Source organism: Alcaligenes sp. RM2, assembly GCF_052931795.1.
This window is the reverse complement of record NZ_JBRFIO010000001.1, coordinates 493791-507610: the sequence shown is the minus strand read 5'-3', so window position 1 is coordinate 507610 and position 13820 is coordinate 493791. Positions and strand designations below refer to the sequence as shown.

The 13820-nt window shown below is 55.9% G+C and carries 14 protein-coding genes; 5 read left to right on the top strand and 9 right to left on the bottom strand.

Annotation, left to right across the window (positions count from 1 at the left end; all coding sequences use genetic code 11):
• Positions 1-97: 97 nt before the first annotated feature.
• Positions 98-1222: a metallophosphoesterase gene (locus ACU6HM_RS02310; RefSeq protein WP_446763305.1), complete on the top strand. Its 1125-nt coding sequence runs from the start codon at positions 98-100 to the stop codon at positions 1220-1222.
• A gap of 22 nt (positions 1223-1244) precedes the next feature.
• Here the strand turns inward: ACU6HM_RS02310 and ACU6HM_RS02305 are convergent, their stop codons facing one another.
• Both ACU6HM_RS02305 and ACU6HM_RS02300 read right to left on the bottom strand, forming a co-directional pair.
• Entirely contained in the window at positions 1245-2021 is a 777-nt protein-coding gene (locus ACU6HM_RS02305) for a DNA alkylation repair protein (protein WP_250755873.1), read from the bottom strand.
• On the bottom strand, positions 2018-2506 hold the full coding sequence (locus ACU6HM_RS02300) for a MarR family winged helix-turn-helix transcriptional regulator (protein ID WP_022983289.1): 489 nt from the start codon (positions 2504-2506) through the stop codon (positions 2018-2020). The genes ACU6HM_RS02305 and ACU6HM_RS02300 overlap by 4 nt, the downstream gene beginning before the upstream one ends.
• Positions 2507-2817: 311 nt before the next feature.
• Here ACU6HM_RS02300 and ACU6HM_RS02295 point away from each other — a divergent pair, with 311 nt between their 5' ends.
• Positions 2818-4101 (top strand): pyridoxal phosphate-dependent aminotransferase, encoded by a 1284-nt coding sequence (locus ACU6HM_RS02295; protein WP_324575678.1) that lies wholly within the window; start codon positions 2818-2820, stop codon positions 4099-4101.
• 58 nt (positions 4102-4159) lie between these two features.
• On the opposite strand, the gene ACU6HM_RS02290 is transcribed toward ACU6HM_RS02295, so the two are convergent.
• On the bottom strand, positions 4160-5062 hold the full coding sequence (locus ACU6HM_RS02290) for a LysR family transcriptional regulator (protein WP_446763304.1): 903 nt from the start codon (positions 5060-5062) through the stop codon (positions 4160-4162).
• 144 nt (positions 5063-5206) lie between these two features.
• Here ACU6HM_RS02290 and ACU6HM_RS02285 point away from each other — a divergent pair, with 144 nt between their 5' ends.
• Entirely contained in the window at positions 5207-5608 is a 402-nt protein-coding gene (locus ACU6HM_RS02285) for a RidA family protein (protein WP_369327207.1), read from the top strand.
• 40 nt (positions 5609-5648) lie between these two features.
• Here the strand turns inward: ACU6HM_RS02285 and ACU6HM_RS02280 are convergent, their stop codons facing one another.
• On the bottom strand, positions 5649-6236 hold the full coding sequence (locus ACU6HM_RS02280; protein WP_022983256.1) for a TetR/AcrR family transcriptional regulator: 588 nt from the start codon (positions 6234-6236) through the stop codon (positions 5649-5651).
• Complete coding sequence (locus ACU6HM_RS02275; RefSeq protein ID WP_009456299.1) at positions 6237-6692, bottom strand: MaoC family dehydratase; 456 nt, start codon at positions 6690-6692, stop codon at positions 6237-6239. It lies immediately after the preceding gene.
• A 728-nt stretch (positions 6693-7420) separates the two neighbouring features.
• On the opposite strand from ACU6HM_RS02275, the gene ACU6HM_RS02270 reads away from it, so the two are divergent.
• The gene (locus tag ACU6HM_RS02270; RefSeq protein ID WP_446763303.1) at positions 7421-9163 is read left to right on the top strand and encodes an ABC-F family ATP-binding cassette domain-containing protein; all 1743 of its coding nucleotides are present in this window, start codon (positions 7421-7423) and stop codon (positions 9161-9163) included.
• A 99-nt stretch (positions 9164-9262) separates the two neighbouring features.
• On the opposite strand, the gene ACU6HM_RS02265 is transcribed toward ACU6HM_RS02270, so the two are convergent.
• The 3 genes from ACU6HM_RS02265 to ACU6HM_RS02255 form a co-directional block, all read right to left on the bottom strand.
• Positions 9263-9766, bottom strand: a complete 504-nt coding sequence (locus ACU6HM_RS02265; protein ID WP_009456292.1) for a GNAT family N-acetyltransferase — start codon at positions 9764-9766, stop codon at positions 9263-9265.
• A 33-nt stretch (positions 9767-9799) separates the two neighbouring features.
• A complete protein-coding gene (locus tag ACU6HM_RS02260) occupies positions 9800-10291 on the bottom strand; it encodes a RidA family protein (RefSeq protein WP_009456291.1) in 492 nt (163 codons plus the stop codon).
• Positions 10292-10494: 203 nt separating this feature from the next.
• Positions 10495-11112 carry a LysE/ArgO family amino acid transporter gene (locus ACU6HM_RS02255; RefSeq protein ID WP_083053920.1) on the bottom strand — a complete coding sequence of 206 codons (618 nt, stop codon included), beginning with the start codon at positions 11110-11112 and terminating at the stop codon, positions 10495-10497.
• 110 nt (positions 11113-11222) lie between these two features.
• Between ACU6HM_RS02255 and ACU6HM_RS02250 the strand changes: the two genes are divergently transcribed.
• Positions 11223-12122, top strand: a complete 900-nt coding sequence (locus ACU6HM_RS02250; protein WP_446763302.1) for a LysR family transcriptional regulator ArgP — start codon at positions 11223-11225, stop codon at positions 12120-12122.
• A 112-nt stretch (positions 12123-12234) separates the two neighbouring features.
• Here the strand turns inward: ACU6HM_RS02250 and pdxR are convergent, their stop codons facing one another.
• Entirely contained in the window at positions 12235-13743 is a 1509-nt protein-coding gene (gene pdxR, locus ACU6HM_RS02245; RefSeq protein WP_254499007.1) for a MocR-like pyridoxine biosynthesis transcription factor PdxR, read from the bottom strand.
• Positions 13744-13820: the final 77 nt, after the last annotated feature.

Here is a 13820-nt window from a genome sequence, read left to right as displayed (position 1 = left end):
ATGAGCGCTGACATCATGCCCACTTCCTCGCTCTATACTGGGCACGCTTTATCGCCTGCTCAAGCGCGGGCTCCCCGTTTCTTTTTGGAATGATTTCGTGTTTCAAGTCGCTGCCCTCGTTTTTGCCCTTTATGTCGCCTGGCGACTGATCAAACCGCTGAAGATCAAACCCTGGATCAAATGGCTGCTCAGCATCTTGGCCGTCGCCGCCACCTTCCACCACTACACCGTAGCGCTGTTCTGGGGCTCACGGGCCTCACCGGAAATTCCCGCACAAGTCATCATGGTCCTGGGCTGGGCTTTTGGGGCAGTCCTGCTGGCCGCCTGCTTTACCTTGATCACCGATCTGGCAGGTTTACTGATGCGCGTTCTGTACAAGCCAGCCGGGCTGCTTCTGTTGCGCTCCTCTACCTTGCGGGGCATGCTGGGCATCGCAGCGGTCAGCCTGTCCGCACTGGGTGTCTGGCAGGCAGTGCAAGTCCCCGAGCTCAAGTCCATCGAAGTAAAGGTCAAGGGCCTGTCCCCCAAGCTGGATGGTTTCAAGCTGGTGCAACTGACTGATCTGCACGCCAGTCGTCTGCTGCAAGGCCCCTGGATACAAGCCATTGTTGATAAAACACAGGCTTTGAAACCGGACCTGATCGTCATTACTGGCGATCTGGTCGATGGCACGGTGACAGCGCGCCGCGATGATGTCGCCCCCTTGCAAGCCCTGTCTGCCCCGCAAGGGGTATGGGTAATTGCAGGCAACCACGAGTACTACACCCAGTACCAGCCCTGGATAGAGCACTTCAACAGCCTTGGGCTACGTATGCTTCTGAACGAGCACAGCATTATTGAACAAGACGATGCTGCTTTTGCTTTGGCTGGCATTACTGACAAGTCGGCAGCCGTGCATGGGCAACCCATGCCCGATGTAGCTGCAGCAGTCGCCGGGATCCCTGCTGGCATGCCCATCATCATGTTGGCCCACCGCCCTGACACCGCCAAGGAAAGCGCAGCGGCCGGCACGGCCTTGCAGTTGTCGGGCCATACCCATGGCGGCCATATTGTGGGCATGCACAAGCTCGTGCAGATGGCCAATGATGGCTATGTGGGTGGACTGTATCAAGTAGGGGATATGCAGTTGTACGTCAGCTACGGTGCCGGACTGTGGGCGGGCTTCCCGCTGCGACTGGGGCGCGCCTCAGAAATCACCTTGATTACCTTGCGCGCCCCCTGATTCCAGGACTGGAACCGGAGCATCAAGACACGCTGCGCAGCGCCCGTCGACACAGGCGCTGCACAGCAGCATTATCCGGCGCTTGCATCTGCCATTGGGCACATAGATCACGTACCCACTGCGGCTGATCCTTGGCCGCATCATTCAAGAAATTGGCTACCGAGTCCTGCACATACACACTGCCATCCCGATACAAGAGCTCAAGAATCGGCAACATGCGTTCCGGTTCTTTTTTCAGGATGGCAATATGTGCGCACCACACTCCCCGAGGGCGCAAAGCCTCACACGCAAAGCGACGCAGATATTCCGAGTCTGAGCGCGCCCACTGCTGCAAGCTCTGAATCGACGCATCCAGCTCGGCCACCAAATGAGGACGTACCGCCATCCAGGACCATTCACGCACACCAAAATGCGCATCATCAGCCAAAGGGCGCAGTGCCTCCAGGCGCTGAGGCACACTTAAAGATGCACGGGCTCCCACCATAAAGCAGGCCCAGCCCCGCACCACATCAGCCGGGTGATCCGAACAGCGCGTCCAGGCCATCTCGCCATACGTGTCCAGCAAATATTCCCCAATGGCTTTCATGCGCTTGAGAATGCCCAATTGGGCCAGGGTGTCGATGTGCTGTGCACCCTGCTCATCCAAATCCGGAAATACGGTCGCCACCAGCACGCGCTGATCGATGGCCAAGGACTCGGTCAGAGTAAGACCCTGGATTTCCCCCTTGGACAGAGCCAGCAAAATATCAGCCGGTATATCCGCGACCTTGGCATAAGCCTTGCGGTTCTCGATACTCATGACGCGTCTTCTCCACCAGCGGCTTTGTTCAACAAGGCGCTAAGCTGGGTGCACTCCGCCTCGGACAAATGCCGGAACAATTCGCCTATCCACTGGGCGTGAGTTCCTACCAGCGTCCTGGCCAACTCCGCCCCCTGAGGGCTGAGTTTCACCATGACAGAACGCCGATCGGTCTGAGCCGCAAAGCGCTGCACCAAGCCCGCTTTCAGCAGCCCATCCACCAGAGTTGTGACAGTCGCCCGCGTCACGCCTGCCCGTTCAGCCAGGATGTGGGAAGGCATCCCGTCGGGTGCTTCCTCCAGCAGGAACAAAAGTACAAAACGGGCTTCACTCAAGCCATGGGGCGCCAACAAGGCGGCGCAGTCCCGATCAATACGGGCAGACAAGGACAGGAGCTGAAAACACAGGGACATGCCCTGAACGTTGACGCCCTTTTGCTGCTCTGCGTGCGAGAGCAAGGCCCGATATTTCGCTTCCAGTTTCATAGTTCGACATCAAATGATTTGATGTCGAATCTTAATATCAGAGCGCTTCAAAAACAAGAAAAATAAAGGAGGGCTGATTTCACATCATACCAATCCAATCCATAAAGCGGAATATGTCCAGGTAGTAAGGAGCCTATCGACAAAGACAGCCGTTTTTTCGACAAAAGAGTGTCGCCAAAATTCGACAATGCCACATTTTAAGCTTGATGCTTACAAGACAGGCCCACGCATGCGGTAAGGTATAAGGCTGGTCAGGCATCAGCCCTGCCACCGTTCATCAGCAGCACACATGGAATCCGATTACCAGCATCATGAATAGCATCAAGAAATCGAGCAAATTGGCGAATGTTTTGTACGATATTCGCGGCCCCATCATGGACCGGGCCAAACAAATGGAAGACGAGGGCCAGCAACTGATCAAGCTCAATATCGGCAACTTGGCGGTATTCGGTTTTGACGCCCCGGAAGAAATCCAGCTCGACATGATCCGCAACCTGCCCAACTCTTCGGGCTACTCGGATAGCAAAGGTATTTTTGCCGCGCGCAAAGCCGTCATGCACTACACCCAGGAGCAAGGGATCAAGGGCGTGACGCTGGAAGATATTTACCTGGGCAATGGCGCCTCTGAGCTGATTGCCATGGCCACCAACGCCCTGCTGGACGACGGTGATGAACTGCTCCTGCCCATGCCCGACTATCCGCTGTGGACGGCTGTCACCAGCCTGTCCGGCGGTACACCCGTGCACTACTTGTGTGACGAATCCAAAGGCTGGATTCCGGACCTGGACGATATCCGCTCCAAGATCACCCCACGCACCAAGGGCCTGGTTGTCATCAACCCGAACAACCCCACCGGCGTGCTCTACCCCGACTCGGTGCTGCGAGCTCTGGTCGATATTGCTCGCGAATTCAATCTGGTGCTGCTAGCCGACGAGGTCTACGACAAGGTCCTGTTCGACGACATGAAGCACACCGCCATGGCCAGCCTGTCCAACGACGTACTGACCCTGACCTTCAACTCCCTGTCCAAGAGCTACCGCGCATGTGGTTACCGCGCAGGCTGGCTGGTGATTTCGGGCGACAAGAAAGCCGGTGCCGACTACATCGAAGGCCTGAGCATGCTGGCCAATATGAAGCTGTGCGCGAACGTGCCCGGCCAATGGGCCATTCAGACCGCCTTGGGTGGCTATCAAAGCATTAACGATCTGGTATGCGAAGGCGGACGCCTGCGCCGTCAGCGCGATCTGGCTTACGAGCTGATCACCGCGATTCCAGGGGTCAGCTGCGTCATGCCCCACGCTGCCCTGTACATGTTCCCGCGTCTGGATCCCGAGGTTTATCCCATCAAGGACGACCGCCAATTCTTCCTGCAACTGCTGGAAGCCACCCGCGTGATGCTGGTGCAAGGCACGGGCTTTAACTGGCCTCATCCGGATCACTTCCGCATGGTGTTCCTGCCCCACGAGCCGGACCTGCGCGAGGCCATCAACCGCATCGCCAAGTTCCTGAAAGACTACCGTATCAAGCACGGTACAGAACGGCCTGAGTTTGCCCAGGCGACCATTCCAGTCGTAGACAGCGCCGAAGCTGAATAAAAATCGGATTCAATGAAAAAAGCCAAGGATTCATTCTCCTTGGCTTTTTTTCTGGCACTCAAGATACTTGAGTCAATTGCTCCGCAACCCAATCAATAAAGACACGCAGCCGAACATTCGTATGTTTGCTGCGATGAAAAGCCACATACAAGGGCATAGGGTCCATCGTCCAATCCGGGAATAACGCGATCAGGCGCCCTGCTTGCACCGCTTCCTTGGCCAAATACGCCGGCAGGCAAACCAGCCCCAAACCCGCTTCACCCGCTGCCAGATAGGCGTTGCCATCATTCACGGCCAAGCCATAACGGCCTGGCAAAGAAACCCGTTCTTTATCGCGACGCAAGGCATAAGGAAACGGTTTGTTCTGATGCTCCCACAGGTACCCCACCATTCGATGTGCAGACCCGTCCAACTCTTCAGGATGCACAACGGTACCAAACCGCTCCAGATACGAGGGTGCTGCATAGATGGACAGATGCAGCGCCCCCACCCGCTTGGCGATCAAGGACTGGTCCTGAATCTGACCACCTCGAACCACACAGTCCATGCTTTCATCGAGCAGATCTACCGTCTTGTCGCCTACGCCCATATCCAGCTGAATATCCGGGTAGCGTGCGTAGAACGACGGCAAGGCAGGCACCAGCACACGGCTGGCTAAAGGGCTGGGCACATCTACCCGCAAGCGGCCACTGGGCGAAGCCAAGGCTTGGGCCAGATCCCGCTCACTGTCTTCCAGATCGGCCAGCAATTGCACCACACGCTCAAAATAAAGTGCCCCAGCGCTGGTCACACTGACCTTGCGCGTCGTGCGATGCAGCAAGCTCACCTGCAAGCGTGCCTCCAATTGCTGCACCAGATGCGTGGCCCCGGTTCGGCTCAGATGCAAAGCTTGGGCCGCCTTGGTAAAGCTGCCCGTTTCCACCACCTTGGCAAAGGTACGCATCGCTTCGAAACGGTCCACGTATTGTCCCCAATCGGTTGCATTGACTGTTTGGATTATAGAAACAGTGTTGTCTGCCATCCAGCGTTGATCTGTCCACGCACAAGACCTACAGTGCATAGAGCTCAATGAACTTCACCTGCCCAGCAGGCACTGGAAAGCATGATGACTACCTTACGCCAAGCCGTCTTCCCCACCGAACGCCAAGCCTTGTATGAGCGCGGTCACTACTCACCTGCGATTCGTTCCAATGGCTTTTTGTTTATTTCTGGCCAGGTCGGCAGCCGCGAAGACGGCTCACCCGAGCCGGACCTGGAACAGCAAATACGCCTGGCCTTTGAGAACCTCAATACCGTGCTGGCCGCAGCAGGTTGCAGCTTTGCTCATGTGCTGGATGTGACGCTGTTTTTGGTGAACCCGGAAGCCAATCTGGAAACCCTGTGGAAGGTTCTGCCGGACTACTGGGGTGATGCGCCCTACCCGGCGTTGACAGGCGTAGGGGTGCCTTGGCTGTCGGGTTTTCATTTTGAAATCAAGGTGGTGGCACAACTGCCCGAACAAGCCTGATACGCAAGCTCTTGTCGCCTTTATCGATAGGCTAATCGTGCTAATCGGACTCACTGCCAGGCAATGCAGCTAATACCGCAGCCTGCATACTTTGCGTAAACGCGGTATCGCCCATGGCCCGACTGATCATCCCTGTCCCCAGCATGGCGGCAAACAAGAGCATGACTTGCTCTTCGGTCTGCTCGGCACACGCTTGCAGGGCAACGCCACGAAACTGCTCAAACAAGCTCTCTACGCCTTCACTGTAAATTGCCGTGGTCTGCGCATCCGCAGGCAGGCCGCTGGCCAGGGAAGAAAAGGCCAGGATCGGGCAGCTTTGGGTTTGAGGACGGTGCTTGAAATATCGCCGCATCAAGGCTTGAAACCCTTGCACGGCGTCCTGTTCATAGCGCTGGTTGATACGCTCCCAGGATTCGGAGGACTGGGTAAAAGCAAATCGGGAGGCCTCATCAATCAAAGCCTCCTTGGACACAAACTGCTTGTAGAACGCGCCTGCCGTCAAGCCCGCCTCTTTCATGATGTCCCCGATCGAGACCCCTTCCACTCCATGTTTGCGAAACAGTCGGCAAGCCGTCTCCAGCACACGCTCGCGGTTGCGTTCGGCCTGCTCACGCGAGACACGCCCCATTCAAACCTCCGGACGACGAAAGGCAATCAGCTTGGCAATCAGGCGCTGGCACACTTCATTGTTCTGATTCAGGGTGTGAGACTCCACCACCACCATGCCCCTGTCCGCTTTGGAGCGGGAGAGCTGAATGTCGATGATTTTACTGAGCACATGCAAGACATCGCCAGGGCGCGTAGCCCGTGGCCAATCGATTTGCCCACCTGCACCAATAATCCCCTGACTGAATACCAGGCTGTCCACCAAAAGCCTCATGGTAATGGCGGCGGTATGCCATCCACTGGCGGCCAGCCCCTGAAAGAACGTGCCCTTGGCCGCCTCTGCATCCAGATGGAAAGGCTGCGGATCGAACTGGCGGGCAAAGCTGACAATTTGCGCTTCATCCAGAGCATGTTCTGCGCTGCGAAACTCCATTCCCAGGGCCAGATCCTCAAGATAGACAGGTGCTGTAAGGCTCATCCGAATACTCTCCAGAAAGTGTGTGAGTACGCGTCGCTGCCCGCGTAAATAGATTATGGATGGCAGCTATCCTTGCACAGCTTTCCCGGGAAAGCAAGGATAGATTATGGCCATACTCTATTTTTAAAATGGTAATAGTTCTACTTTTTTTACTGCGGAACAAACCATCCAGAAGCTTGCAAGCAGGTGCCTGAATAACGAAAAACAGTCTAAAAATCAGTTCCTTGCGGCCAGTTGAAGGCACAATAGCCAGTGACACACCCGTCAGGCACACCCCTGCTACTACAGGGACAATGCATCTTGAATGCTACACACCCCTCCAAAAACCAACGCCTGAGTTTTCTATCGTTCTGCTTCTGATTACAATCACACTCTTGCGGTTTTGTCGGGACGAACGGTGTTTCATACCCGTCTTTCTTTCCCAGGCACAACCAGTCCTTACCCTGCCCTGAGGCCACAAGCTTGTTGATTCAACAAGTCTTTTGTACCCGCTTCAAGCATGGCTAACCCATTGATTAAGAGGAGATCCTACACCTATGTGCACATTCATTTATGCACTCTTCTTTGGTATAGAGAACGGCTCAAGTTTTCGATTTCGCAGCGCGATAATCTAGACTTGAGCGAAGCAATAACTTACTGAAGGACTTCACTCAGGCCTCAAGAATTATCGTCAGCTTCTATTGACGAGGATGCGCTGTACCCGCGCACCCAAGAAACTTGAGCATGTCATGAGTACTTTACTGTCAGTCCACTCACTCTCTTACGAAACCCTTTCCGGTCCTTTATTCAAAGAAATTGCCTTCACTATCAAGGCCGGAGATCGAGTTGGACTTATAGGCCACAACGGTTGTGGCAAAAGCACCTTAATCAGCCTGCTGTGCGGCGAACTGACGCCCAGGCAAGGCAGTATTTCACTAGCAAACCACTGCATTCTGGCGCGTGTTGAGCAATACCTGCCAGCGGATCTGCACGCCTTGAGTTTGCTGAACGCCGTACTGGCTGCCCTGCCCGCAGAGCAGCACGATACGGATGCCTGGCGCGCAGAAAGCTTGCTTGGCGAGATGGGCTTTCAGGAACAGGACTGGCATACCCGGGTCAGTGCCTTAAGTGGTGGGCAGTACACTCGCCTGCTGCTGGCACGGGCCTTGATTACCCAGCCTGATCTGCTCTTGCTGGACGAACCCAGCAACCACCTGGACCTGCCTTCCCTGCTTTGGCTGGAAAGCTTTCTAAGCAATTGGCGCGGCACATTTGTGCTGGTCTCTCACGACCAGCGCTTGCTGGATCGCGTGTGCAACAGCACCATTATTTTGCGCGATCGTACGCTGTCTTTTTTCTCTCTACCCTGCTCGGCTGCGCGTGAAGCGTTGCGCAATCGAGACGAGGCGGATTTGCGTCGTTATCAAGGCGAGCAAAAGGAAATTGATCGCATCGAACAAAGCGCAAAACGCTTGGCTATCTGGGGACAGGTCTACGACAACGAGACCTTTTCCCGCAAAGCCCAAAGCATGGAAAAGCGCCTGTCCAAACTGCGCGAAAACCAGACCGATCTGACGGATGGCACACCCTGGACCTTGCAGTTGCATGGCCTGGACATGAAGGCAGATCGCCTACTGGATATTGCAGATATGGTCGTCAGCCCGGCACAGAACCTGCCTGCTCTCTTTCAAGCCCATGGCCTGCAGGTGCGCAGCGGGGATCACATCGGATTGGTCGGTCGCAATGGTTGCGGTAAATCCTCTTTATTGCGTCAGCTATGGCAATACTGGCAGGACGAGGCGGACATGGACGGGCTGAAGTTTCACCCGCAATGCCGCATTGGTTATTACGACCAGGACCAACAGCAACTGGATGGTTCCAAGACCTTGCTGCATGCCTTGCAGGACTTTTCGCCCTTGCCGGACGATGTCAGGAAAATGGCGCTGATCAGTGCCGGTTTTCCTTATCTGCGGCATGCACAGAAAGTGAATAGCTTGAGTGGTGGCGAGCGTGCTCGGCTGATGTTTATTGCCCTGTCGCTGGCCAACTATCATCTGCTCTTTCTGGACGAGCCAACCAACCACCTGGACCTGGACGGCAAGGAAGAACTGGCAGAGGAACTGTGCGAATTCAAAGGCGGTTTTATCCTGGTCACCCATGACCGGGAGCTGCTGGAGAAAAGCTGCAATCGCTTCTGGCTGGTGGACGAGGGTTCCTTGACGGAAATGCAGGACTTGACGCAGTTGTATGCTGCTCTGGTCCAGACAGGTCAGCCAGAGGAATCCTCACCCATCCTCAGCCCGGGCACAGGAAGCACAACAAGGGCTCAATCAGCCCCCTCCAGCGACGACACATTGCTGGAACAACTGATTGAACTGGAAAGCAAACTGGAGGCTGATCTGGCACGCAAGCCCAAGCATCAAAAGCCTGGCTTGCAAGAGGTCTGGCAAGCGGAAATCCACAAGCTGCGCCAAGCCTTGAACCTGGAGTAATCCAGACCTTATGCCTTGTCTGCTCAACAGATCCGGCAAGGCATAAAAACAGCCCCTTGTTATCAGATTCAACAAGGGGCTGTCTGTATCTGCTGGGCTTCAGTCTGCTAAATCCAGCACCAAGGTCTGCGACATCAAGGACGAACCCTCACGCAAAGGCTCGGGCTCTCCGCTGGGCACAAAGCCGTAACTCTCATACAGCCGGACGGCTGCTTCATTCGTCAGGGTCACGCCTAAGCGAACACAGGCTGCTTGCCTGCTTTTTGCCCATTGCACTGCGGTATCCAGCAGAGCAAAACCCGCTCGCAAACCTCGCGCCGACGGCGCCACCCACATCTGATAAATATCGGCCAGAACGGGCTCTGAGGCAGACAACTTGCACCAGACCAGGCCGCAAGCCTGCCCCTCTTTTTCAGCGAACAAGACGCGGTCCGTCTCGGACGCACAAGCAGCTTGAATCCGCTCCTGCCAGAAATGCTCAGGATGTGTGGACTCCACGGCATAGGTACTCCCAAATGCATCGGGACAATCACGCAAGGCGCCAAGACGCAATGCTTGATACAGACGCCATTCCTGCGCCTGAACCGGACGAATAGAGATCACAACACATCCTTTTCAAGAAAAATCTGGCGGCGATCAAGGTCGCACGGCCGTCACCTCCAGCTCGACCAGCCAGCCTGGGTTCACCAGAGCCTGGACCGCCATGGCTGATCGCACAGGCAGATTTGGCTGCTCCTTGGTTCCAAAGTACTTGGAATAGCCTGCCATGAAGCCGTCAAAATCCAACTTGCCACCCTCCGGAGCAACCAGGAAGGCCTGCATCTTGATAATGTCCCCTACCGACATGCCCATCCCTTCCAACTGAGCCTTGATCTGCTCCATGATGGATTCGGTTTGCTGCTGCATATTGCCGTAGGCTGCCGTGCTGGCCGCATCAGCCGACTTGTCGCGCACAGCGGGAACAGTACCGCTCAAGTACACCGTGGTTTTACCGGCAGGCACTTCCACTGCCGTCAGAATCGGGAAATCCGAATTGGGAATAGGATGGCGCTTCACATCCTGCGCCAACGCTGGTGCAGCCAGGCTACTGATCAAGGCAGCAGAGGCAAGCATCTTCACGACATTCATAGTTTTCTCCTGATTGAAGGTGTAAAAACCAAGACTTCATTAGGTACGAGCTCTTCCCTAAAGCCTATTTAATTTCAGAAAGCCGCCCTAAAGTTCAGACAGTTATCTTTTGATTCAAAAAAACTGACTTTCTGTAGCCTGTGTAGCAGGCTGTTATCAAGGCAGTAAGCTCATCCACAGAAAGCCTCTGATCGGTCCAAGGCTTAACTCAAAGGCCTCAACAGCAATAAAGCACACAAAGCCAGCATGAAAACAGCAATGCTGCCATCCAGTACACGCCAGGCCAACGGCTGACGAAACACAGGTTGCAGCAACCGCGCCCCATAGCCCAAGGCCAGAAACCAGCTGGCACTGGCCGCACAGGCCCCCAAAGCAAATGCCCACTGCAAGTTACCGGGATAAGGCGTGGACAGACTGCCCAACAGCACCATCGTATCCAGATAGACGTGGGGGTTCAAAAAGGTGAACGCCAGACAGGTCAGCAAGATACGGCGTCGATTGCGCTCGCTCCCCTGCCCGGCCATCAGGCTTCCTTTACCCGTCCAGGCCCGCTGCGCGGCCAGCAGCCCATACCAGGCCAGAAAAGCCGCGCCACCAAAGCGCAGAACTTGCAGCAAACCAGGCCATTCCTGTACCAACGTACCAATGCCAGCCACGCCCCCCAGAATCAGGACAATGTCGGCCAGCGCGCAGATTGCCACCACCAGCCCCACATGACTGCGCTCCAAGCCCTGTCGCAACACAAAGGCATTTTGAGTGCCGATAGCCATGATCAGGCCCGCCCCCGTCAGAAAGCCAGTTGCAACAACAGAGAAGAACATGCCAGCCATCCACAGAATTGAAAAACTGCGTTATGGTGCTGTCATTTACGGTTTAAGAAAAGCTAATTATTCTTCACTTAATTAAGAATAATTAATCAAACAAGCCAATTATGGATCTGCTGCACCCACAACTACGAGCATTTACGGCCGTCCTGGAAGAAGGCAGTTTTGAAGCAGCCGGGCGCAAGCTGTACATCACCACCTCAGCCATCTCGCAGCGTATCAAAGCGCTGGAGGACAGACTGGGGCAAGTGCTGGTCCTGCGCCAGCCGCCTTGTCGTCCAACACCGGCGGGAGAGTTGCTGCTGCGTCGTGTACGGCCCATGCAGGTTCTGGAAGCCGAGGCCGTCGCAGACTTCCTGCCAGAGCAAAATGGCCCACGACGGCCTATCGCCATTGCGGTCAATAGTGACTCGCTGGACACCTGGTTTCTGGAAGCCTTGTCCCGGCTAAGTCAGGAATATGGCTACCTGTTTGATGTGCGCGTGGATGACCAGGACCACACACTGGAATTGATACGCAATGGCTCCGTGCTGGGCGCGGTCACTGCCGAACCTGCCCCCCTTCAAGGCTGCGAGGTGCAGGCCTTGGGCATCATGCGCTATCAGGCCATTGCTTCTCCCGAGTTTGTGGCCCGCCATTTTGGATTGGGAATAGACGCAGAAACCCTGGCTCAAGCCCCCATGATCGTCTTTAACCGCAAGGACGAATTGCAGTGGCGCTTTATACGCCAAATCACGAATGAATCCGTAGCCCCTCCCATCCACTACCTGCCCACCTCCACCGGCTTTGTGAAAGCAGCGGCTTTGGGCCTGGGATGGTGTCTGGCACCCGACTCCATGGTCAGCGATGCCCTGGCCACCGAAGAGCTGGCTTTAGTCGCCCCCGGCCTTTGGCTGGATGTGCCTTTGTATTGGCAACATGCGGCTATCCGCTCCGACACCTTGCGCAATATGGGTAGGGCCCTTCAAGAAGCGACCCGCAGCTCATTGCTGCCGGCGCCTTCTTGAACAGCTCTTTGAGGCCCGTACGGGGAAACAATGGGTGAAGTTTTCCACTTCAGGAAGATGGCAGAAGTCTGATTCATGCCGGCTCTTGCCACAGACTTGTCGAGAACAGCACTCAGGACTTTCGTTTGGTTCTGGAAGGTCGGGCAAGCTCAGAAATAATGCGCGCCAGCTTCTGCGCCGCTTCCCTCATTTGCTCGGGACTGAATGCGCTCAAACCCAGAATCAGTCCCGAAGGTCCCTGCCCAGCGTGATACATGGGTGAGACGGGACGCACTGCCACGCCTTCCTTCATGGCTCGCTGCGCCACCACCACATCATCAACCGGCGAGGTCAGCCACAAGACGGAATGCATGCCTTGATCGCTTGGCTGCAAGCTGGCCAAATCACTGGGCAAAGCCTCGCGCACAATCTCAAAAAGGTGGTTACGACATTGGGTGTAGATCCCGCGCATACGCCGAATATGGCGCTCCAGATGCCCCTCTGAAATAAAGCTGGCCAAGACATGCTGGTCTGCACTGGGCGGGTGCCGATCCAGCAGAACGCGCGCTCCGCAAAAAGCCTGGACCAACTGCGGCGGCACAATCGCATAACCCAGGCGCAGCGAGGGAAACAACACCTTGCTGAAGGTTCCCAGATAGATCACCCGCTCCGGGTCCAGACCCTGCAGGGAAGGAAAGGGATGGCCACTATAGCGGAACTCGCTATCGTAATCATCTTCGACAATCCAGGCGGACATATCGCGTGCCCAGGCCAACAAGGCATTGCGCCGCGCCATGCTCATGGGCATGCCCAAAGGATATTGATGCGAGGGAGTGACAAAGGCAAGCCGCGCATCTGCTTGCAAACGTATGCCCGCAGCCACATCCAGCCCCTCTTCATCCACAGGTACACGAACCATCCGTTCCGGCGAACCTATCGTATTCAAGATCGCGGTAATACCGGGATAGGCGGGGTTCTCTACCCAGGCAAAATCCTGCCTGCCCATCAACACCAGACAAGCCAGAAACAAGCCCTGCTGTGTACCCGTCGTCACAATGACCTGCTCCGCCTCGCAGCGCACCGAGCGTGACCGGCGCACGTACTCTGCAATAGCCTCTCGTAAAGGCAAGGCGCCTTGAGGGTCCCCATAACCACCCGGCGCGCCCTGACCATGGGCTCGCAAGCGATTCCCCAAACGTCGCCAGATGGGGCCTGGCGCAGCGGCACCCAAGGGGATCGACACGGCAAACGGGGCAGAGGGTAAAGGCTGAAATTGAGCCGCAACCGTATTGAATGGCTGGGCGGCAAGTGGTGCAGGCTGGGCAGGCAGCGATGCCGTCCTGCGCTTCTTCGGCCTTGTTTTGGGATTGGCCAGCGAGTGAGCGATGTAAGTGCCCACGCCCGGCGAGGACTCCAGAAAGCCTTCGGCAATCAGTTGCTCGAAAGCCTCTACGACCGTGCCACGGGCGACACCCAAAGACGCTGCCAAGGCTCGTGTGGAGGGCAAGGACTCACCCGGCTTGAGCGCACCGTTTTTTACTGCTTCGCGCAACTTCTGCGCCAACTGACGGCCCAGGCCCCCTGCACTTCGGTCCAGTTCGCCAAGGGAAGGAATCTTTGGATTATGAGCAGTACGAGACATGAATTGTGGTCCATAAAAATAGCGCCAAACTGGTACAGATCAATGATCCAGAATAGACCAATAATAGACACATCACC

What these genes read in the sequence shown, in the direction of transcription:
- ACU6HM_RS02300 (WP_022983289.1), bottom strand. Translation starts at nt 2,506, where the DNA reads ATGAAACTGGAAGCGAAATATCGGGCCTTGCTCTCGCACGCAGAGCAG.
- ACU6HM_RS02305 (WP_250755873.1), bottom strand. Translation starts at nt 2,021, where the DNA reads ATGAGTATCGAGAACCGCAAGGCTTATGCCAAGGTCGCGGATATACCG.
- ACU6HM_RS02280 (WP_022983256.1), bottom strand. Translation starts at nt 6,236, where the DNA reads ATGGGGCGTGTCTCGCGTGAGCAGGCCGAACGCAACCGCGAGCGTGTG.
- ACU6HM_RS02275 (WP_009456299.1), bottom strand. Translation starts at nt 6,692, where the DNA reads ATGAGCCTTACAGCACCTGTCTATCTTGAGGATCTGGCCCTGGGAATG.
- ACU6HM_RS02295 (WP_324575678.1), top strand. Translation starts at nt 2,818, where the DNA reads ATGAATAGCATCAAGAAATCGAGCAAATTGGCGAATGTTTTGTACGAT.
- ACU6HM_RS02250 (WP_446763302.1), top strand. Translation starts at nt 11,223, where the DNA reads ATGGATCTGCTGCACCCACAACTACGAGCATTTACGGCCGTCCTGGAA.
- ACU6HM_RS02255 (WP_083053920.1), bottom strand. Translation starts at nt 11,112, where the DNA reads ATGTTCTTCTCTGTTGTTGCAACTGGCTTTCTGACGGGGGCGGGCCTG.
- ACU6HM_RS02260 (WP_009456291.1), bottom strand. Translation starts at nt 10,291, where the DNA reads ATGAATGTCGTGAAGATGCTTGCCTCTGCTGCCTTGATCAGTAGCCTG.
- ACU6HM_RS02270 (WP_446763303.1), top strand. Translation starts at nt 7,421, where the DNA reads ATGAGTACTTTACTGTCAGTCCACTCACTCTCTTACGAAACCCTTTCC.
- ACU6HM_RS02285 (WP_369327207.1), top strand. Translation starts at nt 5,207, where the DNA reads ATGACTACCTTACGCCAAGCCGTCTTCCCCACCGAACGCCAAGCCTTG.
- pdxR (WP_254499007.1), bottom strand. Translation starts at nt 13,743, where the DNA reads ATGTCTCGTACTGCTCATAATCCAAAGATTCCTTCCCTTGGCGAACTG.